The organism is Massilibacteroides vaginae, from assembly GCF_900178525.1.
GTDB lineage: Bacteria > Bacteroidota > Bacteroidia > Bacteroidales > Tannerellaceae > Massilibacteroides > Massilibacteroides vaginae.
This window is the reverse complement of sequence record NZ_FXDJ01000009.1, coordinates 527,276-552,392: the sequence shown is the minus strand read 5'-3', so window position 1 is coordinate 552,392 and position 25,117 is coordinate 527,276. Positions and strand designations below refer to the sequence as shown.

Below are 25,117 nucleotides of genomic sequence, written 5' to 3'. Positions count from 1 at the left end.
ATAATACTATATAAAAAAAAACATAAAGGTTATTTTTTCAAACATATCCTTTATTTTTCCAAAAATAACCTTTATGTTTTTCACTACATACAATGCCCTGATTATCAACAATATACAAAACGACTTTTTTGACCCCCAAAAACCCCCGTTTTCAAAGCAATGAAAGCGGTGAAATTTAGGTGTTGGGGGAGGAGATGTAGTTTATATTTATACCCGTAATAATATAGAGAATATGGATAAGAGAGCCAAAATAAACCCGGTTAATGTTTGGATAATGATGCAAACAATTATTATTTTCAATATTTTTGTATTAAATACCAATAAAGACATGAAAAACGAGCAATTGGTTATCTGATCAGTTGGAAATAAACCCATCAGCCATCTCAAAATGGTGCTCAAATAAAATTCAACCTTTTTTGGAAATGCCTGATGAAATATCAAGTCTTTTAGGTGTTGATAGCGTGAACTATTAAATAAGAATAAGTGGCAATGAGTAATATCCCCCAGTTAAAAGATATATTGCTTGAAGATATCAAGAAAGGATGCCAATTGAACATAATGACATCTTATTTTACATTATTCGGTTACAATGAAATCAAGGGACAGCTTGCTCAGGTTGACAATGTAAAACTGATTATTAATCCTAACAGATATGATTCTACAGGTAAGTGTTTCGAAACCGTTGAAGAAAATAGCCTGAAGCTTAATCTCGACTATGCTGGTATTGCAAAAGAATTTGCTACATGGATAGGGAAGAATGCTAATGTGAAAAAAGTAAAGTCTCAAAAAATCGAAGGGAAAATGCTGAGTATAAACTGTAATAATCATTATACTGACTATATTACTCACTCAGATTTTAGTGCAGCAGGACTTGGCCTTTTGGATAAAGGGGGGCGTATACACATAAATGAAAAAGTAGAGGATAAGGATAGAGCAAAAAGCTTGCGCACTGCATTCGAATCCATTTGGAGCAATACCACTCAAGTGGAAGACATTAAGGCGAAAATATTATGCCAACTGAAAAATATTTATGAAGACAAATCCCCCGAACTGTTGTATTTTTTTACCATAAGTCATTTGTTCAAAAGTTTTTTGGAAGATGCAGACCAAGAGGCACTCATTGAAAAACGGACAGGTATTACCGAAACATTGATATGGGATAAACTCTACGATTTTCAGCGAGATGGTGTAGTGGGAGCAATCAATAAAATTGAAAAATTTGGAGGCTGTATCATCGCTGATTCTGTCGGACTGGGAAAAACCTTTGAGGCTTTGGCTGTTATAAAATATTATGAACTGCGCAATCATAAAGTGTTGGTGTTGGCTCCCAAAAAGCTGCGGGACAATTGGATGGTTTATAAACTCAACGACAAGAGAAATCCATTTGCCAAAGAACGCTTATTTAGTTATACTCTATTGAATCATACCGATCTTTCTCGGGAAAATGGCTATTCGGGAGATGTAGATTTATCTTATGTGCATTGGGGAAACTATGATCTGGTAGTAATCGATGAGTCTCATAATTTTCGTAATGCATCAACCGGAAAAGATAAAATGACCCGTTACGAGAAAATGATGAAAGATATCATTCAATCGGGGGTGAAAACAAAAGTCTTAATGCTTTCTGCCACACCTGTGAATAAGGAGTTAAACGATATAAAAAATCAGATAGCCTTTATATCTGAAGGCCGAGATAACGCTTTTGCACATAATGCAGAAATAGGTAGTATATCAAATACGCTACGTAAGGCTCAAGGGGCATTCAATTTATGGAATAAGCTACCTCCAAATGAGCAGACAACAGAAACATTATTGGATTATCTGAATTGGGATTATTTCAAATTATTGGATTCGCTGACTATTGCCCGCTCAAGAAAACATATTGAAAAATATTATGGATTGGAGAAAATCGGCAAGTTTCCAACAAGATTAACTCCTATGAATCCAAGTTGTGAAATTGATTTAAAGAGACAGTTTCCATCATTTGCGTCTATCAATGAAGAGATCATGAGGATGGAAATGTGTGTATATACCCCACTCGAATATGTTTTACCGGAACTAAAATCCCTTTATGCAGAGAAATATGATACTAAACTCGAAGGTAAAGGTAGCTTCAAACAAGCAGACCGTGAATTTAGTTTGAAAGCATTGATGAAAACCAACCTCCTCAAACGACTGGAAAGTTCGATATATGCTTTCGATCGTACCATTAGCTATCTGATAGAAGGAATACAGTCCGTCTTGACCAAATTGAGTGAGGATGTCGGTTTTCAAATTAGCGATTATGATTCGGATGCATATTGGGAAGACGATGAAATTGAGGTGTTAATGATTGGTAATGCGACAAAAATTTTAGTTTCCGACCTCGATAAAATACGTTTTCAATCAGATTTGGAATACGACCTGTCTATTCTATATCGTATATCAGAAGCTATTAAAAAGGTTACACCTGAGCGTGATGAGAAAATGCAACAATTAATGCAACTCATTTCCGATAAAATGACTAATCCAATTAATTCAGGCAATAAGAAAATTATTGTATTTACAGCATTTGCAGATACGGCTAATTACTTATATGAAAATTTGGTTGACTGGGCAAAGTCAAAGTTTGGTATATATACGGGGTTGGTAACAGGATCAGACGACCCTAAAACAAACTTCCCTGTTAAGCGTAAAGACTTTGTCGGTATGCTGATAAACTTTTCTCCCCGCTCAAAAGAAAGAGGAGAGGAGGGTGAAGAAATAGACTTGTTGATAGCAACTGACTGTATCTCTGAGGGACAAAATCTTCAGGATTGTGATTATCTCATTAACTATGACATCCATTGGAACCCGGTGCGCATTATTCAACGTTTCGGTCGTATTGACCGTATCGGCAGCAAAAACGACTGCATTCAGTTGGTTAATTTCTGGCCGGCCATTGGATTAGATGAATATATCAATTTAGAGCAACGTGTAAAAGGACGAATGAAACTTTTAGACATATCGGCAACAGGTGAAGAAAATATTATTGAATCTAATCCCGAAATGCGAGACCTGGAATATCGTAAAAACCAACTTGAACAGCTAAAAAAAGAAGTTTTAGACATAGAAGATCTTGCCGGAGGTGTGTCTATCACCGATTTGACATTGAACGATTTTAGGATGGATTTGACAACCTTCTTAGAAAAGAACCCGACAGTACTCAGCGAGATTCCAACAGGAGTTTATGCAGTTAGCCGAAATGAAAGCGATAAGTTGCAGGATGAAATAAAGCCAGGTGTTATCTTCTGCTTGAAAAGCACGGATAAAATATCTCAGGATCAGAGAAATTCTTTAGCTCCTTACTATTTAGTTTATGTCTCGGATGATGGTGAGATTTGTTTTTCTGAAAAACAGATTAAACAGGTTTTAGATATTTATAGAGCCTTGTGCCTGGGACGTAAAGAGCCCATAAAGGAATTGGTAACCGCATTTAACAAAAAGAGCCATAACCAAATGAACATGAAGCACTGGAAGACTCTTTGCTCCAAAGCTATTGATTTTGTAAAAGATAAAGAAGATGATAACTGCGGAGATGTTTTCTCTTTGGGCGGATTATCTATGTTTGGCAGTGAGAATTCGGATATTCGAATAACTGATAACGACTACGAGTTAATATCATTTTTAGTGATAATGTAGATGGATATTTTTGATTACATAGGCTATAAGGAGAATATAAAACCGTATGACAAGCGGATTCCGAAGACACAGCTTTTTTTACATGGAGAGCTTTCTAAGGCGGAACGTGACCTGTTGACGGAAAGGGTTGAAGAGGTACGTCTGACTTATGTATTTAATGAACAGACTTACCCAATGGAACCGGTTGTTACTAACGAAGAGCATTATGATACTATCGTAATTGTTGCTGTGGAACTGAAAAGAGAGGTGTCTCTGCAACGGTTATCCCGAATTATACACGAGGTTCTTCCGTCCCCTACAATTGTTGTGTTCAATCTTAATGGCAAGTTTTTGTTTACATCTGCTCTCAAACGATTGAATAAGAACGAGAAAGGCAAAATTGTAGTTGAAGAGTATCATTTCAGCAATTGGATGGATATTGGATCGCTTACCGTACCACAACGTTTATTCTTGCAAGCAATCACTTATGGAAAAATCCCTGCTTTAGACTACAAACAAGCGTATATACATTTTCATCGAAAAATATATGAGGAGAGTAATGCTGAAATAGTTTCCCGCATTGATACTTCTGATTTTGAAGTGTTAAAACAAAAAACCGAGGAACAAAAGGCATTGCAACAAGAAATAAAAAGGCTCACCAAACTTCTCAACCAGAAATCTGTATCTTTGAAAGAAAAAATGGAGTTGGCGAAACAAATTAATCTATTGAACAATGGAAAATGAGACATGTGGAATAGATAATTTAGGAAAATGAAATTTTATAGAATTAGAATAACAATTATAAGACAACTAACAATATGGACGGAAAGAGCAGAAACCTAACCGAAGATTACATACAGCAGATTAAGGCATTATTTCCCGAAGCAGTAACCGAAGTTGCAGACAAAGACGGAAATAACATAAGCCAAAAAGTGGATATGGAGAAACTTGCTTTACTGTTGGGCGAAGCAGCGATACCGACCGACGAAATAGAGTATCGCCAAAAGTATGGCGAGAAGTTCTCGTTTGAGTGGGCAGGTAAACGTCGGGCTATTGCCGAAGCACAGAAGCGCAGTACCGGAACCTTGCGTCCTTGCCCCGAGGAGTCTGTAGAATGGGACTCTACCGAAAACCTCTACATTGAGGGTGATAATCTGGAAGTGCTGAAATTGTTGCAAGATTCGTATCTGGGTGCGGTAAAGATGATCTATATAGATCCGCCATATAACACAGGTAAAGATTTTGTCTATAAAGATAATTACAAAGACAACCTTGCCAATTATTTGGAGCAGACCAATACTACCAATGCGGTGAACAGCGAAACCAGCGGACGCTACCATACCAATTGGCTCAATATGATGTATCCTCGCTTGAAGTTGGCTCGCAACCTTCTCACTGATGATGGGGTAATTTTTATCTCTATTGATGATAATGAAGTCTCGAATCTGAAGAGTATTTGTGATGAGATTTTTGGGGAGGATAATTTTCTTGCTCAATTGATATGGGAAAGGTCTTTTGCGCCTATCAGTCTGAAAAAACACTTCTCTGAATGTCATGATTATATTATCTGTTATGCAAAACAATTAAATCAAACTAGTTGTAATGGTTTGAGAAGAACAGAAGAGAGTAATATTCGATATTTGAATCCTGATAATGATGTACGCGGTCCCTGGCAAAGCGATAATTCAACAGTTGGGCCTGCAATAAAAGAGAAGGTATATGAATTAACATTGCCAAATGGGAAAACGATACTTCCCCCTAATGGAAGATGCTGGTTGTATACAAAAGAACGCTTTCAAGAAATGATTGCTGATAATCGTATCTGGTTCGGAGAAAATGGAAGTAATGTTCCAAGAGTGAAAAGATTTCTATCAGAAGTTAAAGAAGGATTAACGCCAATGACATTATGGAAATATTCAGAAGTTGGTCACTCACAAGATGCTTCTCAAAAACTTAAACAGTTATTTGAGGATAAAGCATATTTTGATTACCCTAAACCAGTGGAACTAATTAAGAGATGTGCTGAATTATACACAAATAAGAAATCTATTATCCTTGACTTTTTTAGTGGATCCGCCACGACTGCCCACGCCGTAATGCAACTAAATACAGAGGATCAAGGTACTCGCAAATATATTTGTGTACAGTTACCCGAACTTACCCCCGAAGATAGCGAAGCCCGAAAGGCAGGATTTGCTACAATACCTGAAATAGCCAAAGAACGTATTCGCCGTGCAGGCAAAAAGATAGTAGAAGAACAGAAAGCCAAAAACGATGGACTATTTGCCGAAGATGCTCCCAAACTCGATATTGGATTCAAAGTATTCAAACTAGACCGCTCCAATGTAAAAGAGTGGGATATTGAGTTTGATGGAGCTACAGAACAGCAAGCCGCGGCACAACTACGGGCAGAGTTTAACAAAACCCTCGACATACTTAAAGAAGAACGTACTGAATTAGATATTCTCTACGAAGTGATACTGAAGTTAGGACTACCGCTTACCACACACGTGAGTATAAAAGAGATTGACAATAAAAAAGCTTTTGTTGTTGGTTATGGCCTTATGTTGGCATCATTTGCCAAAGGGTTAACTTATCAGCAAATTGGTAAAATGATTGACCTGAAAGCTGACTTTGTACAACCGGGAGAACTCAAAATTGTACTGGCTGATGAAAGTTTTGCTTCCGATAACGATAAAACCAATGCAATGCAGCTATTCAAACAGCGTGGTATCACTAACTATGAAATCATCTAATAGATATGAAAAAGACGTTTAACATATACTGCGATGAGAGTTGTCACCTTGAGAACGACCATAAACCGTTTATGTTCTTAGGGTACATTAGTTGTGCATATCCGCAGGTAAAAGCACATGCTGAGATTCCTGTAGAGACACTCTTTAGACATCTTACTACTGAAATGAGTGACAAAGTGACTAGAACACGTATGTTTGAAATTGACAGGTCTATGAGGCTACACTGGGTTCGCTATCATCTTGACCAAAAAAAGAGTGATAATATGCTCCTGTTCTCAGTCAGAGAACCGGAAGGGATAAGAACTTACTATTATGATGTAGATGAAAAGTATGTTATTGTTCTTGAGCCATTACGATGCGGAGATGCTTACTATCTCCTATCTGCATATTACATTAAAGGCAAAGACGCACAAAGAAATAAGATGGAAAAGAAATATAAACGAAAGTTAGATGTACTCCACTAAAATGCAAAAAACGATAGATATCTAGATCTACCGTTTTTCGATTTCCTTAACCCAGATGGGTTATGAACTCGATGCGAAGATAGCACATAAATAGCTTCTTTGCAAGAGAAATCTGATATATTTATGCTTTCGTTTAGTCTCTAACTTACAAAAAAACAAGCCTATATGGTTTTAAAGTGACTTATATGGTACAAGAAACAAAGATAGTATTCAATCCGGACTTACCTTATCAAGCTGAAGCTGTGAAGTCTGCAACTGCACTTTTCAATGGTCAGCAAAAATCTAAATCGCCTTTTACTATAAGCAGAGGTTCAGGATTTTACAGCAGTGAAGAATCGCAAACGGTTATTGGCGAAGGTAACCGCCTAACCATTTCTGAAAATAAAATCCTTGATAATTTACGTGCTGTACAGATGGAGCAAGGGTTAGATGTTTCACCGAAATTGGATTTTCCTGACTTTACAATTGAAATGGAGACAGGAACAGGTAAAACATACGTTTATCTTAGAACCATACTCAAACTGTATCAAGAATACGATTTTAAAAAGTTTATAATCGTAGTTCCCAACAAAGCAATCAGAGAAGGAGTTAATGCTTCCTTTAATGATTTAAAAGATCATTTTCTGAGATTGTACGGCATCAAATACAATCATTTTATCTACGACTCACAAGATTTACCCCAAGTTGCATCTTATGCGAGAGCAAATACGTTGGAGATAATGATAATCAATATTGCGGCTTTCAACAAGAGTTTTAAAGATATTGACAAAGAAGATAAGGCAAACGTCATTCATCGTGAAAGTGAAAAAACATTTGGTCGTCGTCCGATAGACCTGCTTGCCGAAACACGTCCGATAGTAATTATTGACGAACCACAGTCGGTTGATAATACCAATAAGGCAAAAGAAGCTATTCGTTCATTGGCTCCAATGGCTGTGTATCGCTATTCGGCAACACATCGTCAGATAACCAATCCAATATATAAATTAGGTGCGGTTGAAGCTTACAATCAGGAATTAGTTAAGCAAATAGAGATTCTTTCTGTGTTTGAAGATACTGACCTTAATGGTGTTTATATCAAAGTGAACTCTACCAACCCGCAGAAGCGTGAAGCTGATTTAGAACTCAACATAATCAATGGAGGAAAATCGTCTCGCACATCTAAGAAAGTAAAATACAATGCTCTTTTCCATGTTGAGACCGGAAACCCCGAATATATTGGATTGCGATTAACCAATATCGATGATCTCGGCATTGAGATAAACGGACAAGAACGCATCTATATCGGTGGTGTAAAGACAAGTAGCTCTCTATACTCAGACGATGAGTTGAAACGTATGATGATTCGCGAGACAATTAAAGTACACTTTGAAAAACAGCTAAGTTTATTGGATAAAGGAGTAAAAGTATTGTCGCTGTTTTTTATTGACAGGGTAGTTAATTATCGGGACTATGAAGCAGAAGATAAACGAGGTAAATATGCAAAATTTTTCGAGGAAGAATTTCTGAAACTCATACAAGAAAACTTGTTTTATCAGAAACTCTTCTCTGTATGGGGAGGCAATATAGGTAAGCTACATGATGGTTATTTCTCAGAGGATAAAAAAGGGAATTTCAAAGATACCAAAGGAGATACTGATGATGATATTTCGACCTACGATAAAATAATGAAACGCAAGGGAATTTTGCTGAGCGAAACAGAACCGTGCAGGTTTGTTTTTTCTCATTCGGCACTGCGTGAAGGCTGGGATAATCCCAATGTTTTTCAGATATGTATGCTCAAAGATCCGCAAGTGAAGCAGGATAAGAGCATCCGACTCAGACAAGAAATAGGACGTGGATTACGAATAGCAGTAAATCAAGCAGGAGAACGGGTACATGATTCGGGAGTAAATATATTGACTGTAACCGCCAATGAAGCATTCGGTGATTTTGTGTCTCGTTTTCAAACAGAACTCAGAGAGGACGAAGGAGAACAATTCGATGTAATTACACCTGATAAATTTAAGAACTTGACCTATCTGGCAGAAGATGGAGTGAGGCATGTGCTGGGTGAACCCTTAGCAATAGAGTTGTATGCACATCTCAAAAAGGAAGGCTATGTAGAAGAAAAAAAAGTGAAAGGACTGAAAGTAGCAGCCCTTCCTACCGAAAAGCTAAGAGATACCATCAAAGTGAATCCGGAAATAGTAGTGCCTAAGAAAGACGTTTTTTTACCATATACAGAAGTTATAGCCAAAAGGGTATCTGAACTTGCAAGTAAAATTACTCTAAACAAGCATAGACCAAAACAAAAAGTAAGAGTAAATAAACAAGTAATTTATTCGGACGAATTCAAAGCATTATGGGATAAAATCAAGTACAAGAGTGTCTATTCCGTAGACTTTGATGTGGACATATTTAAAGGAAAATGTATCGATGCTTTAAATGAATTAGAAGTAGGTAAAATAGTCTATAACATAGAGAGAGGAACTATTCAAATAGATTCTGACTCCGGAGTGTCGGATAAAGATGGCATAAAAAGTGATTTTGGTGCTATGAGTTATAAAGGTAAGGTTCGAGTTCCGGATATTGTGCGTTATCTACAAAATACTACCGGGCTAAAACGACAGACATTGGTTGATATTCTATCTAATAGTTCTACACTTGGGAAAATAGTTTATAATCCTCAATTATATATGGAATTGGTTCGCGATACTATTCGGCGATTGATGCAGCACGAATTGGTGACAGGATTAAAATATACCCGTATAGAGGATGAGTATGTGATGGAATTACCGGCAGACGACGAGGTGGAGCAATATTTTAATAAACTAATTGCAGAGACACCCAACAAATGTGTTGTAGACTGTTTTACTGTAGACTCTAAAGAAGAGCAAGAGTTCGCAAAAACTCTTGATAATAATGAGCGAGTGAGTTGCTTTATGAAACTACCTTCAAATTTCAAGATAGATACACCGCTTGGAACATACAACCCCGATTGGGCAGTATACGTGAAAGGTGTAGAGAATAAAGTTTATTTTGTGGTTGAAACCAAAGGGACGGAAATCTTTGGTGATCTCCGTTCCGCAGAACAAGATAAGATTAAGTGTGCCCGCAAGCATTTTGAAGTAGTTGCTCCTGAAGTAATTGTTGCTGCACCTGTAAAAGATGGTAAGAAGTGGTTGAGTAATTTGTAAATATGTAGAACTAATGTATATCTCATCATTAAAACTTTGGAATTTTCGTAAGTATGGAAATTCGGAAGAAGTAACAGAAGAGACTATTCCTCACTTAGAGGTTCCTCTTAATAAGGGGCTTAATGTATTGATTGGTGAAAATGATTCAGGTAAGTCTGCTATTCTTGATGCTATTAAATTAGATGGTATTCCAACTGAAATTTGCTCTGTTCACTCCGTGAAAGGTCAAACTCATTGTGCAACAATGTATGTTGAGACTTTTTATAAGGCCTATGAAACAAAAAAACTTGTCGTTCAATCAAAACCTGCAACGAAAAAGCGAGACGCCGAGTTCTTCAATAATCCTCTATTAAAGCAGAGCCATAATTTTGCTCGTCCTACACATCTTTTATGTTTTGCAGTCCTTAAAGACAATCTCAGTGATGAACAATTATCGTATTTTAAAAGTAGCGAAAGCGGTTGGTTGGTTATTGATTTGACAGAAGGGTGCAATTCTCCTGAGTGATCTTTAGTGTTCGTTCAATTTTATATATTCCGGTGATACCCGGCCAGTGATTCTGGTGATAGCCACTCAATCCCCTCGATTATCTGTTAATTTGAGTACTTAGTTTTATGATATAGGCTTAAAATTGAGAAAGATGACTGCGTATTCAATTTTTCACATATCTTTGTAACCACCGTAACTGTTACGGATGTAACTAAAGAGGAATATGAAGTTTTATAACAGAACAAATGAGTTGGCTGAGTTGCAACGAATACAAAAATTATCGTTTAGTGACCATTCTCGTCTGACAGTAGTCACCGGAAGAAGGAGGATTGGTAAAACAAGTCTTATCATGAAGTCAGTCGAGAATTTACCGACTGTCTATCTGTTTGTGGGTCGTAAAAGCGAAGCAACACTTTGTTCTGAGTTTATTCCGATTATTAGTCAATCGCTTGATACGTTTGTTCCTGCTGAAATACGTACTTTTCGATCATTGTTCCAATATCTCATGGAGTTGGCTTCACAAAAAGCGTTTAATCTTGTTGTTGACGAATTTCAGGAGTTTTACAACATCAATGATTCGGTGTATAGCGACATGCAGAATATATGGGACAGCTACCGGAAAAAGTCTAAAATGAATCTGATTGTATCCGGTTCTATTTATTCGTTGATGCAGAAAATATTCCAAAACAAGAAAGAACCTCTGTTTGGCAGGGCAGATAATATCATTAAACTATCGGCTTTTGATTTAACTACGCTGAAAGAAATTATGCGTGACAACAATCCCAATTACACCAATGATGATTTACTTGCGCTTTATTCTTTTACAGGTGGAATCCCTAAGTATGTTGAACTGTTCTGTGATAATATCACATTGAGTGTAGATGAGATGATTTCTTTCATGGTTCGGGAAAACTCCCCCTTTACTGATGAAGGAAAAAACTTACTGATAGAAGAGTTCGGGAAAAACTATGCTACCTACTTCTCTATCCTAAGTGCTATTTCGGGCGGTATCAATACGCAACCCGAGATAGAAGCCGCGTTAGGAAATAAAAGTATTGGCGGTCAAATCAAACGATTGATTGAGGATTATAATATTATTGTTCGTCAACGTCCAATATTATCAAAAGAAGGAAGTCAAACTGTTCGGTATGAGATACAGGATAACTTTATCCGATTTTGGTTCAACTATTTTGACCGTTATCGTTCGCTGATAGAGATAAAAAACTTTAATGTATTACAAGTTATCATCAAATCGGACTATCCGACTTATTCGGGTATCATGTTAGAAAGATATTTCAAACAGCAGCTTGCCGAAAGTTTCCAATATCGTGCTATCGGTTCGTGGTGGGAGCTTAAAGGTAATCAGAATGAAATTGATATTGTTGCCCTAAAATTGGAGAAAAACCAGGCAGTAGCAGCCGAAATAAAACGGCAAAAGAAAAATTTCAAGCCAGAACTATTGAAAGCAAAGGTGGAACAACTTAGGAATAAATTGTTGCCTAAGTATCAGATTGAAATGGTATGTTTGTCACTGGAGGATATGTGATTTAGTAATTCTTTTATTAGCAGAAGAAACTCAAACGGGTGATTGTCATTGCGGCCTTTTCCAAATCTGAAGCAATATGAGATGTTATGTGACGTTTATTCTGTAACTTTGTCGCATTAAAAAAGTAAATTGTATGGCGGAATCTATATATGGGCCTTTTCTGAATAAGATTAATTCGCCTGAAGATCTGAGAAAACTGCCGCAGGAGGATTTAGAAAAGGTATGTGCAGACGTACGTCAATATATTATTGATGTTCTCTCCGTTAATCCCGGCCATTTAGGTGCGAGTCTGGGAACTGTGGAGTTAACAGTGGCTCTTCATTATGTGTTTAATACGCCTTTCGACCGGATTGTCTGGGATGTTGGACATCAGGCTTATGGGCATAAAATATTGACCGGAAGAAGGGAAAAATTCAATACGCTTAGGAAATTGAATGGAATAAGCGGCTTCCCGAATCCGAAAGAAAGTGAGTACGACGCTTTTATTGCGGGGCATGCGTCTACGTCTATTTCTGCTGCTTTGGGTATGTCGGTCGCGTCTAACCTGAAAAAGGAAGAAGATCGCCATGTGGTGGCTGTAATAGGAGATGGTTCTATGACGGGTGGGCTTGCGTTTGAGGGGCTCAACAATGCCGCGTCTGATCCTAATAATTTACTGATCATCCTGAATGATAATAATATGGCTATCGATAATAATGTAGGTGGTCTGAATCAGTATCTCGTAGATATCACAACGAGCTATGCTTACAACAAGATGCGTTATGATGTTTACAAAGGGCTGAAAAAAATGAATATCATTACTGAAAAGCGGAGAGGCAGTATTTTGCGCTTTAATAATAGCCTGAAAGCATTGATCACGCAACAGCATAACTTTTTTGAAGGATTTAGTATACGTTATTTCGGTCCTGTAGACGGACATGATGTGAATTATTTAGTGAAGGTTCTAAACGATATAAAAGATATGCAAGGACCTAAATTATTGCATATCAAAACTAAAAAAGGGAAAGGATACGAGCCCGCGGAAAAATCGGCGATTGAATGGCATGCGCCGGGTAAATTCAATAAAGAAACCGGTGAGCGTATTATTCCCGATAATTTAAACCAGCCTCAATTGTATCAGGAGGTATTTGGCCTGACACTGGTGGAATTGGCCGAAAAAGACAAACGTATTGTAGGTGTGACACCCGCAATGCCTACCGGTTGCTCCATGTGCCACATGATGAAGGCTATGCCGGAAAGGGCGTTTGACGTAGGTATTGCCGAGGCGCATGCGGTGACTTTCTCCGCCGGAATGGCTAAAGAGGGAATGATTCCTTTCTGTAACATTTACTCGTCTTTTATGCAGCGAGCCTATGATCAGGTAATACACGATGTGGCTATACAAAAGTTGCATATTATTTTCTGTCTTGACAGGGGTGGTTTGGTTGGAGAAGACGGCGCGACACATCATGGTGTTTTCGATCTGGCTTATCTTCGCCCAATCCCGAATCTGATTATTGCTTCGCCTTATGACGAGTGGGAATTGCGCAACCTGATGTACACGGCATACAAGTGTAATGAGCCTTTTGTTATTCGTTATCCGAAAGGGAAAGGTGAAAAAACAAATTGGAGAAATGATCCGGAAATGCGACCGATAGGACAAGGGCGAAAGTTGCGTGACGGTAAAGATATAGCAGTGCTGTCGATTGGTCCGATCGGAAATGAGGTGGCTAAGGCTATTGATTCGCTGAATGGCGAAGCCGGGTCAATTGCTCATTACGACATGATTTACCTGAAGCCGCTGGACGAGGAGCTGTTGCACGAGGTGGGAAAGAACTTCTCGCGTGTAATTACAGTGGAAAACGGTGTTCGCAAAGGAGGGTTAGGTAGTGCGGTAATTGAGTTTATGGCCGACAATGGTTATACGCCACGGATTAAGCGCATCGGAGTGCCTGATCAATTTATTGAGCAAGGTTCGGTTTCTGAACTGCTCCGGTTGTGCGATATGGACGCGCAGGGTATTGAACGTGTTATTCGTTCTTTCTGAAGAACGACGGTTTTGGGTGTGAAACTTCCTTTATTATTAAAAGTTAGAAAATGAAGATTATTATTGCCGGAGCCGGTGAAGTTGGAACGCATCTTGCCAAGATGTTATCACAGGAGAAGCATGATATCATATTAATGGATCCGGACGAAGAGCGATTGCTTTTGCCGGGCTCCAGCTCTGAAATTTTGCCAATGGTAGGAAACCCTACTTCATTACATGATTTGGAAAATGCCGGGATTGAACGTGCTGATCTTTTTATTAGCGTAACCCCTCATGAAACGACAAACATCACGGCTTGTATTTTAGCAGCTAATCTGGGTGCGGAAAAAACATTCGCCCGCATAAATAATTACGAATATCTCCTTCCGAAGAATAAGGAACTGTTTGAAAAATTAGGGATCAATGCGATGATTTATCCCGAAATGCTGGCGGCACGCGAGATTGTAACTGCTGTAAAATATCCGTGGGCAAGACAGTATTGGGAATTGTTCGGCGGAATGCTGATATTGGTAGGTGTGAAAATCAGGGCTAATTCGCGCCTGGCAGGTAAGTGCCTGAATGAATTGAAAGACGAAGACAAACTCTATCATATTGTTGCGATTAAAAGAAGAAATAACACGATCATACCCGGAGGAACAGACCGGGTTGAAGCCGGGGATATTCTCTTTTTTACAACCACCAAATCGCATGTGAAAGATGTACAGGTCCATGCCGGGAAAAGTAATCCGGAAGTAAAGAAGGTATTTATTATGGGGGCAAGCCGCATTGCGTTGCGGGCATGCCAGTATCTGCCGAATAATATACGGATCAAAGTGCTGGAAACAGAAAAAGAAACAAGTCAGTCGTTTGCCGAAGTTGCTCCGGGCAATGTGTTGGTTATTAACGGTGACGGACGCGATACGGAATTGTTGATTCAGGAAGGAATCAACGATGCGCAGGCTTTCATCGCGCTTACCGATAATCCAAGTACCAATATTCTGGCCTGCCTGGCCGCTAAACAATTCGGTGTGTTCAAAACGATCGCCCAGGTGGAAAATATTGATTATATTCCTTTGGCCAATGACATAGACCTGGGAACGGTAATCAATAAGAAACTGATCGCTGCCGGAAATATCTATCAGTTTTTGTTGGACGCGGATGTTTCGAATATGAAATTCCTGACATTTTCGAACGCGGATGTAGCCGAGGTAGTGATAAAGCCGGGTTCGAAACTAACTCAAAAACCAATTAAAGATTTAAAGCTACACAAAAATATTACGCTTGGAGGATTGATCCGTAACGGTGTGCCAATGATGGTTGAAGGAGATACGCAATTGCAAGGTAATGATCATGTCGTGGTGTTTTGTTTAGGAAACGCGATCAGCGATTTGGAAAAATATTTTAGATAATTTTAGATAGAAATAGCGATGCCGAATATACGATTCGTTATTAAGATATTGGGACTCATGTTTATACTTGAGTCTTTGTTTATGTCATCTGCCGTAATTGTATCCCTGATTTATGGAAGCAGTGATCTTCATCCCCTATTGATTTCTTGTGGCATTATGCTGCTGACCGGAGCTGTTTTTTTGATGATAGGACATAACGCGACAGATCCGGGGCATGGTAGAAGGGAAGGCATGTTGATTGTAACGCTGACCTGGTTGTTGATTTCGTTTCTGGGCATGCTTCCTTATTGCTTGGGAGGCTACACGACTTCTCTGGCAGATGCATACTTTGAAACTATCTCCGGTTTTACAACGACGGGCGCTTCGATCATGACTGACATAGAATCATTGCCTCCCGGTATATTGTTTTGGCGAAGCCTGACGCAATGGCAGGGTGGGATAGGGGTGATCGTATTTACGGTGGCTATTCTTCCCATTTTTGGCGTGAGTGCTTCCCAAATGTTTGAAGCTGAAACGACAGGTATTACCCACGAACGTTTTCTGCCGCGTGTAACACAGGTTGCAAAACGTATTTGGGGTGTTTATCTGTTACTGACACTTTGTGTATTTCTTTTGCTTCTTATCGGACCAATGACTGTTTTCGACGCGGCCAATCATGCCCTGACCTTGATCTCGACAGGGGGATATTCTACAAAAAATACAAGTCTGGCTTATTGGAACTCAGCGTATGTAGAGTATGTTTCGATAGGCTCTATGTTTATCGGAGCATTAAATATGAGTCTGATCTATTTCTGTGTTAAAGGACAGTTCAAACGCTTGTTTCATGATGAAGAGTTTCGTTGGTTCAGCGGATTTGTGCTGGTTGGTACAGTCGTTATAACAGCTTGGGTCAGCATGAATAGTTATCTGGAGGGAGAGCATGCTGTACGTTCAGCGGCGTTTCAGGTAGTTACGCTGATAACAGGCTCGGGCTTTGCGACAGATAATTATATAAGCTGGGGACCTTTTTTCTGGGTTGTCGCATTGTTGCTGATGCTGATTTCCGGCTGTGCGGGCTCAACGAGCGGTGGCTTGAAAATGTCTCGGTTTGTGGTTCTGGCGAAAAATCTTTCCAATTCGTTCAAAAAACAAACACACCCTCATGCCGTGATTCCGGTTAGAATAAACGGACGGGCGATCAGTGCCGACTTGGTGCACCGGATATTGGCATTTGTCTTTGCTTATCTAGGATTAATTGCGATCAGCTGTCTGATTTTGGCATTTCTTGGCATGGGATTTGAAGAAGCAGTGGGCGCGGCCGTTTCTTGTATGGGAAATGTTGGTCCTGCTTTAGGAGAGCTGGGACCGGTTGCTAATTATGCATCGATACCTGATGTGGCTAAATGGTACCTTGGCTTTCTTATGATGGTGGGGCGTCTGGAGATATTTACTGTTTTAACGATATTAGTTCCCGGCTTCTGGAAGCAATAACGGAATATCAGCGAAAAACAAATTCAGTTCTGATATACGGTTTTACGTTTTTTTACGTTATAATAGATACGGATTTATTAAATCAGAAATAAATGATAGAATACATACGAGGTGAAGTCGCTGAATTAACACCGGCACGCATGATTTTGGAGTGTGGCGGTATAGGCTACGAATTGAATATATCACTAAATACATATAGCGCATTTAACGGAAAAAAGAATGGATTGATCTATGTCTATGAAGTAATCCGTGAAGATGCTCACCTGTTGTTCGGTTTCTCTGAAAAAACGGAACGGGAGCTTTTTCTTATGCTGATAACGGTATCCGGCGTCGGCCCGAATACAGCGAGAATGATCCTTTCGTCATTTCCTCCTTCCGAATTGATTCAGGTAATTGCGAACAAAAATGAAACGGCACTGACATCCGTAAAAGGTATCGGACTTAAAACCGCTCAACGAATTTTGGTTGACCTGAAGAATAAAGTGAAAACGGCTTCAATCGGTGGTGATAGTACTTCGGTTACGGGAACTTATGCAGGAGGAACTGTAGCGGAAGAAGCTATAGCTGCCCTTACAATGTTGGGTTTTCAGAAAGCTCCCTCTCAAAAAGCAGTTGTCGCGATCTTGAAAGATGCTCCGGGTTTATTGGTAGAACAGGTTATTAAAGCCGCGTTACGAATGTTATAATACTGTGATCGTGTTGGGGGATTGTTATTGACAGAATGAAATATAAGGTATTAAAATATATACTGTGGTTGTCTCTGTTTCTATTCGGAGTAGGTCTGTATTCGCTGAGTGCGGACTTTCTGATATCTAACGCGACATTCCCGGAGATGGCATTGGTGGAATCAGCTCAGGAAGATTCCATCCCGCCTCGTTATCCGGTATCCAAAATAACCCCTCAGGAATATGATGACCTTAAAAAACGCACTCCCGCTGATCTTAAAGCTCCGGATAATATAAAGACAACCATTGAATACGACCTTAAAACCGGTTTTTATATTGTACGAACCCGTCTGGGGGATATGGAATTAGGAACGCCTATGACGTTGACTCCTGAAGAGTATCAGAATTACAGTATGCAGGAGTCTCTCCGTGCTTATTACCGTCAGCGAAATGAAGAAGAATTCCGTAAAGAAGCAGAAAAAGAATTTAACCTGACCGATATGCAATTCGACCTGGGTATAGGTGAACGTATCTTTGGTCCGGGTGGTGTACAAGTGAAAACCCAGGGAAGTGCTGATATTACGTTAGGGTTGAAACGAAATTCTACGAAAAATCCTTCTCTGCCGGCACGTGCTCAAACACGAACTTTCTTTAATTTTGACGAAGCAGTCCAATTAAACGTAAATGCCAAAGTAGGTACGAAGGTAAACTTCGGGATGAATTATAATACGGAAACCTCATTCGACTTCGACTCAAAACGGTTGAAATTAGCTTACACCGGAGAAGAAGACGAGATCATTAAATCGTTGGAAGCCGGTAATGTAAGCATGACAACCAATAATTCACTGATCAACGGTGGAGCCGCTTTGTTTGGAATGAAAGCCGATCTCCAGTTTGGGAAATTAAGAGTCAACGCCTTACTTGCTCAGCAGGAATCACAATCAAAAACGGTTAATTCCCGTGGTGGTGTGCAAACCCAGCCTTTCGAGATTAAAGTTGATGCGTATGACGAGAACCGGCACTTCTTTCTTTCTCATTTTTTCCGGGATACATACGATAATTTCTCCAACCAAGCACCAAATGTGCGTTCCGGTGTGCTTATCAGCCGTGTAGAAGTTTGGGTAACCAATAAGCGAGGGAATTATGATCAGGTACGTAATATCGTTGCTTTTTCTGATTTGGCGGAAAGTAAACGTATATCCAATCCGCAGTTTACTTCGAAAGGAGGAGGAGAGAATCCGCGTAATGATGCGAACACAGTATATGAAACCATCGTAAATAATTATTCCGGAGCTCGTGAAATTAATAAAGTAGAACAGACTTTTAAAGGCTTCATTGAAGGAGGACTGGATTATGAAGGAATAGAAAGTGCCCGCCTTTTGGATGCGTCGGAGTATTCCTACAATCCGTATTTGGGTTATATTTCTCTTAAATCACAGTTGCAACCGGATGAAGCATTAGCTGTAGCTTTTGAATATACATATAACGGACAACCTTATCAGGTAGGGGAATTCTCGACGGATAATGCGGAGAAAACTACAACCAGTTTGTATGTGAAACTGCTGAAAGGTGTGAATATGTCTCCCATAATGCCTTTCTGGGATTTGATGATGAAGAATGTTTATTCACTCGGAGCCTATGCCGTACAAAATGAGAAATTCCGGTTAGACATACTTTATCAAAGCGATACAACCGGAACTTACATGAATTATTTGTCTGAAGGCGCGATCAAAGATTCAATTCTTTTGCGTGTTATGAATTTGGACCGTCTTAATTCGCAAAATCAACCGTATCCGGATGGGTTTTATGACTTTCTGGAAGGCTATACGATTCTTGCTGAAAACGGGAAGATTATTTTCCCTGTTGTAGAGCCTTTTGGTTCTCACCTGCGGAAGAAAATTAATAATAATGCGATTGCGGATAAGTATGTGTTTCAGGAATTATACGACACAACACTAACCGCTGCCAGCCAAATAGCAGAAAAAAACAAGTTTATCCTTAGAGGGGAATACAAAGCATCATCGGCAGCCGATATTGAACTTGGAGCAAGTAATGTACCCCGAGGTTCGGTACGTGTAACTGCCGGAGGGGCAACGCTAACCGAAAATGTAGATTATACCGTAGATTATACATCCGGTCGTGTCACGATATTGAATGAAGCTATTATTGCAAGTGGACAATCTATCAGCGTTTCGCTTGAAGACCGCGGAATGTTCAGCATGCAGCGTAAAACCATGATGGGACTTGACCTGAGTTATGAATTAAGCAAGAACCTGACGTTGGGTGGAACCATTATGCATTTGTCTGAAATGCCTCTTACAACAAAGACGGCTTTTGGTGATGAGTCGATCAAAAATACGCTTTGGGGGGTAAACATGTCATACCGAACGGAAAGTCAATGGCTGACTAATATGTTGGACAAACTGCCCCTACTTACGTTGACTAAACCAAGTCAGATCGCGTTTAATGCCGAATTCGCACATTTAATAGCCGGACATTATGAAAATAAAAATACAGGAGGGTATTCATATCTGGATGACTTTGAGTCAACACAGAGTGGGTTCGACTTGCTTAACCCTTATCCGTGGACATTAGCCAGCGTGCCTGCCCGGGCAACGAATGGCATTTCGGATATTGAGTTGTTTCCTGAATCAGGCCTTACAAACGATATTGAGTATGGAAAAAACAGATCCTTATTAGCCTGGTATTATATTGATGGTCTTTTTACCCGCGAACGATCTAATTTAAGACCGTCGGGCATTGATAAAGATATGCTGTCCAATCATTATATGCGTGCGGTTAAAACAACGGAATTATTCCCGAACATGGATCAGGGTGCTTATTCCGACAACACCTTATCCGTATTAAATTTAGCCTATTATCCGAAAGAAAGAGGACCGTATAACCTTGATGCGGATCAAGTAAATCCTGATGGCACATTACAGAATCCGGAAAAACGCTGGGGAGGTATTATGCGTAAAATAGATCAAAGCGACTTTGAAACCGCTAATATTGAATACATCGAGTTCTGGATGATGGATCCTTTTATCTACGACAATAAAGTTTCAGGCGGTGATCTCTATTTTAATTTAGGGGAGATATCAGAAGATATACTTAAAGATGAAAAGAAATTTTTCGAGAATGGACTTCCCATTGATGGAGACACTACAAAGATTGACTTTACTGCATGGGGTAAGGTGCCACGGATGCAAAGTACTGTTTACGCATTTGATAATACTGCCGGTGCAAGAGCCTTGCAAGATGTTGGTTTGAACGGTCTGTCTTCTGAAGAAGAAAAAACATATCCTGCTTACCGGGATTTTCTGGCAAAGTTAGAGTCTAAATTATCAGGAGATGTGTGGAATAAGATGTTGAATGATCCTTTCTCCGTACGTAATGATCCGGCAGGAGATACGTTTCATTATTTTCGGGGGGGGTATTATGATGAGAGTGCTGATATTCTCACCAGATACAAACGGTATAATGGAACAGAAGGTAACTCGGCTGAAAGTTCCGGTAATTTTAATGCGGCTTCCCGTACTTTGCCGGATGTTGAAGATTTAAATCAGGACAACAACCTGAATAAAAATGAAAAATACTTCCAGTATAAAGTTGAACTGCGTCCTGAAAAGATGAATGTAGGAGACAACTACATTGTTAATGAGCAACAGGTAAAGGTTCGATTGGCGAACGGAACAGAAGAAACAATCAGCTGGTATCAGTTCAAGATTCCGATTAAGCAACCTCAAACTAAGGTGGGATCTATTCAAGATTTCAAATCCATACGTTTCATGCGTATGTTTATGACTGATTTTAAAGAAACAACAATACTTCGTTTTGGTAAATTTGAGTTGGTGCGCGGTGAGTGGCGTACTTATGAACAGGATTTATCTGCTCCGGGTAGTTTGCCTACGAATAAAGGAACACTTGATGTTTCTACCGTTAATATTGAGGAAAACGGACGTAAAGAACCGGTAAACTATGTGTTACCTCCGGGTGTTAGCCGTGCGCACGATCCGGGACAGCCTCAGATACAACTACAAAATGAACAATCTTTGTCTTTAAAGGTAACAGACCTGGCTTCACAAGACGCGCGTGCTGTTTATAAAAACACAAGTTACGATTTGCGTCAATACAAACGGATGCAATTATTTACCCACGCAGAGGCTTTGATCGGTAATCAAACTAATTTGCAGAATGGCGATTTTACCATATTCCTTCGATTAGGATCGGACTACAAGAATAATTATTATGAATACGAGGTTCCGTTGCAATTAACTCCCCATAATTCTACACAAGCAGATATTGTATGGCCGCAAAGTAATATGCTGAACTTCAATCTGGAGATCTTAACCGATCTGAAATTAGCGCGGAATAAAGCGCGGCGAGAAGGTAGGGAAGGAGTGAACTATCAGCAGGTCTTTTCAAGTAATGACCCGGATAATACCCGCAATACGATCAGTGTGATAGGAAATCCCAGTCTGGCTGAGGTGAAGACGATCATGATCGGAATACGGAATACGTCAAAAGAGCGTAAGAGCGGAGAAATATGGGTGAATGAGTTACGCCTTACAGATTATAATGAAGAAGGAGGCTGGGCGGCAAATGCGAGCCTGAATGTTAATCTCTCCGATCTGGGTACGGTGAATCTGGCGGGAAGAATGGAAACCGCAGGCTTCGGAGCGTTAGATCAGTCCATTAACGAGCGGAGGTTGGATGATTTCTCACAATTCAGTGTTTCTACGAATGTGGAATTGGGTAAATTCTTTCCCGAAAAAGCGCAAGTGAGCATACCGGTTTTCTACTCCTATTCAAAAGAAGTTTTATCTCCCAAATATAATCCGTTAGATAAGGATATAAAGTTGAAAGACGCGTTAGATAATGTGGAGACAAAGGCCGAGAAAGATTCGATTAAATCGTTCTCGCAAGATGTTGCCGTATCCAAAGGGATAGCATTTAACAATGTAAGGGTGAACATCAAGAGTAAAACACCAATGCCTTATGACCCGGCAAACTTTTCTATCGGTTATTCTTTCCGTGAAAACAAGATCAGGAATCCGGAAACTGCGTATGAAACAACGAAGGATTACAATGGTAATTTCGCGTACAATTATACCCCGTATGCCAAACCTTTGCGACCATTCGAAAAAATAAAGCACAATAATGGCTATGTTAAGTACCTAAAGCAGTTAGCGCTGAATTATCTACCTTCAAATATTAGTTTCCAAACGGCGATGACGCGCAACTATTATGAAATTCAATTACGTGATCTGAACAACACGGAAAATTCGAATATACCGGTTTCATTTAGCCAGAATTTTAACTGGGACAGAGCTTTCAGTTTGTCGTGGGCATTGACAAACAACCTGAATATGGCCTTTACCTCAGGTACAAACGCGCGTATTGAAGAACCTTACATGCAGGTGAATAAGCAATTGAACCCTGATCAGTACAAGGTGTGGAAAGATTCAGTGATACAAAGTATACTTGATTTGGGAACCCCGATGAAGTACGACCAGACCTTTATGGCAACCTATAACGTTCCCTTGCATTTTGTGCCGGTTTTGGATTGGGTAACCACCTCATTGTCTTACAACGCAACGTACAATTGGGAGCGCGTAACTACAATCGATGCCTCCGAAGTAGGTAATACGATTAGAAACCAACGTCAATTTGACATTCAGGGAGGACTGAATTTAATTAATCTGTATAATAAAAATAAATACCTCAAGGAGGTAAACCAGAAATTCGGCAGAACAAGAACCAGTACCCAAAAAACAGTTCAGAAGCGTAAACCGGTAGAATTGGAGAGAGAGGTAACACTAAGTCCGGATAGTGGCGTAGTTGTTCGACATGGCATGCTTACGAAAAAACTGCATATTCGGGCAAGAGGCGCAGATGGTAAAATATATCCGGTCAAATTTAAACCGATAGACTTTGCAAGCGTAAGAATTCTCAACAGAGATACAGCGCAGCTGAAACTGTTCATTAAACCGGGACCAGCTCCTACCGAAGATTTTATCTTTAAAACAGCTCAACACCTGACGCGTTTCGCCATGATGCTACGCCGGGTGAACATTCAATATTCGATGACGGATGGGATGATGCTGCCGGGATTCAGGCCGGAGATCGGGTCGATATTTGGACAAAAGAATTATACCGCCGGAATGGCGCCCGGAATTGGTTTTGCTTTCGGAGATGTAAGACGCTCCTATATTGATGAGGTAGCGGATAGAGGTTGGTTGGTAATGGACGAATCCATCATTACACCGGCGATGATAAGCAGAGCTACCACACTGAATGTACGCGCTAATCTGGAACCATTTCCCGGATTAAAGATCGACCTGAATGCCAACCGTGTGGAAACCAAGACGACCGATATCAAATTTATGCTAAATGGAATGCCCGAAACCTTCGGAGGTAATTATACCATGACGCTAATTACTTTCGGAACGGCTTTTCAGGGTATAGGAGACCAAAGAAACGGATATACCTCAAAAGCATTCGAACAATTACGGACAAATCGCGAGGTAATCGCTTCCCGTATAGATAATAATATGGAGAGCGTTTCTCCGAACTCAGCCAAAATAAACCGCAACTCATCCGATGTGTTAATTCCCGCGTTTTTAGCGGCTTATACCGGACAGAATGCGTCTAAGGTAGGGCTAACCCCGTTCCCTTCTTTATCCCGATTGCGTCCGAACTGGAAAATAACGTACGACGGACTGATTCGTCTGCCGTTTATAAAAGATCGTTTCAAAAGTGTAATTCTAAGCCATCAATACCGATCTTCTTATAACGTAGGGTCGTATACCTCATTCCTGCAATGGGACGCAGCCGGCAATGGAATGGGCTTTGTAAACGGTATCCCTTCCTCGCCCTATTCTATTTCGGCCGTGAATATAACGGAAGGATTCAATCCGCTGTTCGGTGTGGATGCTACCTTCTTAAACAATATCACTTCAAGGCTGGAATTCAGAAAAACACGAAGCCTTAACCTCAACATCTCCTCTTACCAGTTGGTAGAGGCGCTAATGAATGAAATAGTTGTAGGTGTTGGTTATAAGCTAACCGAATTTAATAAAGCCCTGGGTATGAAGAAAACGGAAAACTTCAGTAATGACCTGACTGTCCGCGTAGACTTTTCTCATCGCCGTATGCAATCCCTGATCCGTAAGATAGACGACGGACTCACACAACCTACATCCGGCAATGTGGCTAAAACAATCCAGTTTTCCGCAGACTATGGCTTAAGCCGTTCGCTTACTTTGCGCGCTTTCTATGATTTGCAAATCAACGAACCATTAGTTTCCAGCGCCTCCTTCCCAACCTCCAACTCAAATTACGGCGTAACAGTTCGTTTCTCGCTGGCACAGTAACCCGCCCGAAAAAGCACCCACCTTCTTCACCATTTTAAGTTAAAATCGGGCTCGGATATTCGTTTTTTTTGAGGTGCTGTAATGTGCTGTAAATCAGCTTGTAAATTGTGGCCAAAAA

At 39.9% G+C, this 25,117-nt stretch carries 12 protein-coding genes; all 12 read left to right on the top strand.

Features of this window, described 5'->3' with window-relative positions:
• Positions 1-489: 489 nt before the first annotated feature.
• The 12 genes from B9Y81_RS10830 (at position 490) to sov (ending at position 24,999) form a co-directional block, all read left to right on the top strand.
• On the top strand, positions 490-3,660 hold the full coding sequence (locus B9Y81_RS10830) for a helicase-related protein (RefSeq protein ID WP_085536946.1): 3,171 nt from the start codon (positions 490-492) through the stop codon (positions 3,658-3,660).
• A complete protein-coding gene (locus B9Y81_RS10825; RefSeq protein ID WP_085536945.1) occupies positions 3,661-4,383 on the top strand; it encodes a DUF4391 domain-containing protein in 723 nt (240 codons plus the stop codon).
• Positions 4,384-4,457: 74 nt separating this feature from the next.
• On the top strand, positions 4,458-6,395 hold the full coding sequence (locus B9Y81_RS10820; RefSeq protein ID WP_085536944.1) for a site-specific DNA-methyltransferase: 1,938 nt from the start codon (positions 4,458-4,460) through the stop codon (positions 6,393-6,395).
• Positions 6,396-6,607: 212 nt separating this feature from the next.
• Positions 6,608-6,859 carry a hypothetical protein gene (locus tag B9Y81_RS15295; RefSeq protein ID WP_176221481.1) on the top strand — a complete coding sequence of 84 codons (252 nt, stop codon included), beginning with the start codon at positions 6,608-6,610 and terminating at the stop codon, positions 6,857-6,859.
• Positions 6,860-7,044: 185 nt separating this feature from the next.
• The gene (locus B9Y81_RS10810; RefSeq protein ID WP_085536943.1) at positions 7,045-10,038 is read left to right on the top strand and encodes a restriction endonuclease; all 2,994 of its coding nucleotides are present in this window, start codon (positions 7,045-7,047) and stop codon (positions 10,036-10,038) included.
• Between the two features lie 13 nt (positions 10,039-10,051).
• Positions 10,052-10,543, top strand: coding sequence for an AAA family ATPase (locus B9Y81_RS10805; protein WP_085536942.1), 492 nt, complete (start codon positions 10,052-10,054; stop codon positions 10,541-10,543).
• Between the two features lie 205 nt (positions 10,544-10,748).
• Positions 10,749-12,071 (top strand): ATP-binding protein, encoded by a 1,323-nt coding sequence (locus tag B9Y81_RS10800; RefSeq protein WP_085536941.1) that lies wholly within the window; start codon positions 10,749-10,751, stop codon positions 12,069-12,071.
• A gap of 133 nt (positions 12,072-12,204) precedes the next feature.
• On the top strand, positions 12,205-14,097 hold the full coding sequence (gene dxs, locus B9Y81_RS10795) for a 1-deoxy-D-xylulose-5-phosphate synthase (protein ID WP_085536940.1): 1,893 nt from the start codon (positions 12,205-12,207) through the stop codon (positions 14,095-14,097).
• Positions 14,098-14,147: 50 nt separating this feature from the next.
• Positions 14,148-15,485, top strand: coding sequence for a Trk system potassium transporter TrkA (gene trkA, locus B9Y81_RS10790; RefSeq protein WP_085536939.1), 1,338 nt, complete (start codon positions 14,148-14,150; stop codon positions 15,483-15,485).
• An 18-nt stretch (positions 15,486-15,503) separates the two neighbouring features.
• Positions 15,504-16,955, top strand: coding sequence for a TrkH family potassium uptake protein (locus tag B9Y81_RS10785; RefSeq protein WP_085536938.1), 1,452 nt, complete (start codon positions 15,504-15,506; stop codon positions 16,953-16,955).
• A 92-nt stretch (positions 16,956-17,047) separates the two neighbouring features.
• On the top strand, positions 17,048-17,641 hold the full coding sequence (gene ruvA / locus B9Y81_RS10780) for a Holliday junction branch migration protein RuvA (RefSeq protein WP_085536937.1): 594 nt from the start codon (positions 17,048-17,050) through the stop codon (positions 17,639-17,641).
• A gap of 35 nt (positions 17,642-17,676) precedes the next feature.
• Positions 17,677-24,999 (top strand): T9SS outer membrane translocon Sov/SprA, encoded by a 7,323-nt coding sequence (gene sov, locus B9Y81_RS10775; protein ID WP_085536936.1) that lies wholly within the window; start codon positions 17,677-17,679, stop codon positions 24,997-24,999.
• Positions 25,000-25,117 lie beyond the last annotated feature (118 nt).

Coding starts and splice junctions, on each gene's coding strand:
- B9Y81_RS10830 (WP_085536946.1), top strand. CDS start 490: ATGAGTAATATCCCCCAGTTAAAAGATATATTGCTTGAAGATATCAAG.
- B9Y81_RS10825 (WP_085536945.1), top strand. CDS start 3,661: ATGGATATTTTTGATTACATAGGCTATAAGGAGAATATAAAACCGTAT.
- sov (WP_085536936.1), top strand. CDS start 17,677: ATGAAATATAAGGTATTAAAATATATACTGTGGTTGTCTCTGTTTCTA.
- trkA (WP_085536939.1), top strand. CDS start 14,148: ATGAAGATTATTATTGCCGGAGCCGGTGAAGTTGGAACGCATCTTGCC.
- B9Y81_RS10800 (WP_085536941.1), top strand. CDS start 10,749: ATGAAGTTTTATAACAGAACAAATGAGTTGGCTGAGTTGCAACGAATA.
- B9Y81_RS10805 (WP_085536942.1), top strand. CDS start 10,052: ATGTATATCTCATCATTAAAACTTTGGAATTTTCGTAAGTATGGAAAT.
- B9Y81_RS10820 (WP_085536944.1), top strand. CDS start 4,458: ATGGACGGAAAGAGCAGAAACCTAACCGAAGATTACATACAGCAGATT.
- B9Y81_RS10810 (WP_085536943.1), top strand. CDS start 7,045: ATGGTACAAGAAACAAAGATAGTATTCAATCCGGACTTACCTTATCAA.
- dxs (WP_085536940.1), top strand. CDS start 12,205: ATGGCGGAATCTATATATGGGCCTTTTCTGAATAAGATTAATTCGCCT.
- B9Y81_RS15295 (WP_176221481.1), top strand. CDS start 6,608: ATGAGGCTACACTGGGTTCGCTATCATCTTGACCAAAAAAAGAGTGAT.
- ruvA (WP_085536937.1), top strand. CDS start 17,048: ATGATAGAATACATACGAGGTGAAGTCGCTGAATTAACACCGGCACGC.
- B9Y81_RS10785 (WP_085536938.1), top strand. CDS start 15,504: ATGCCGAATATACGATTCGTTATTAAGATATTGGGACTCATGTTTATA.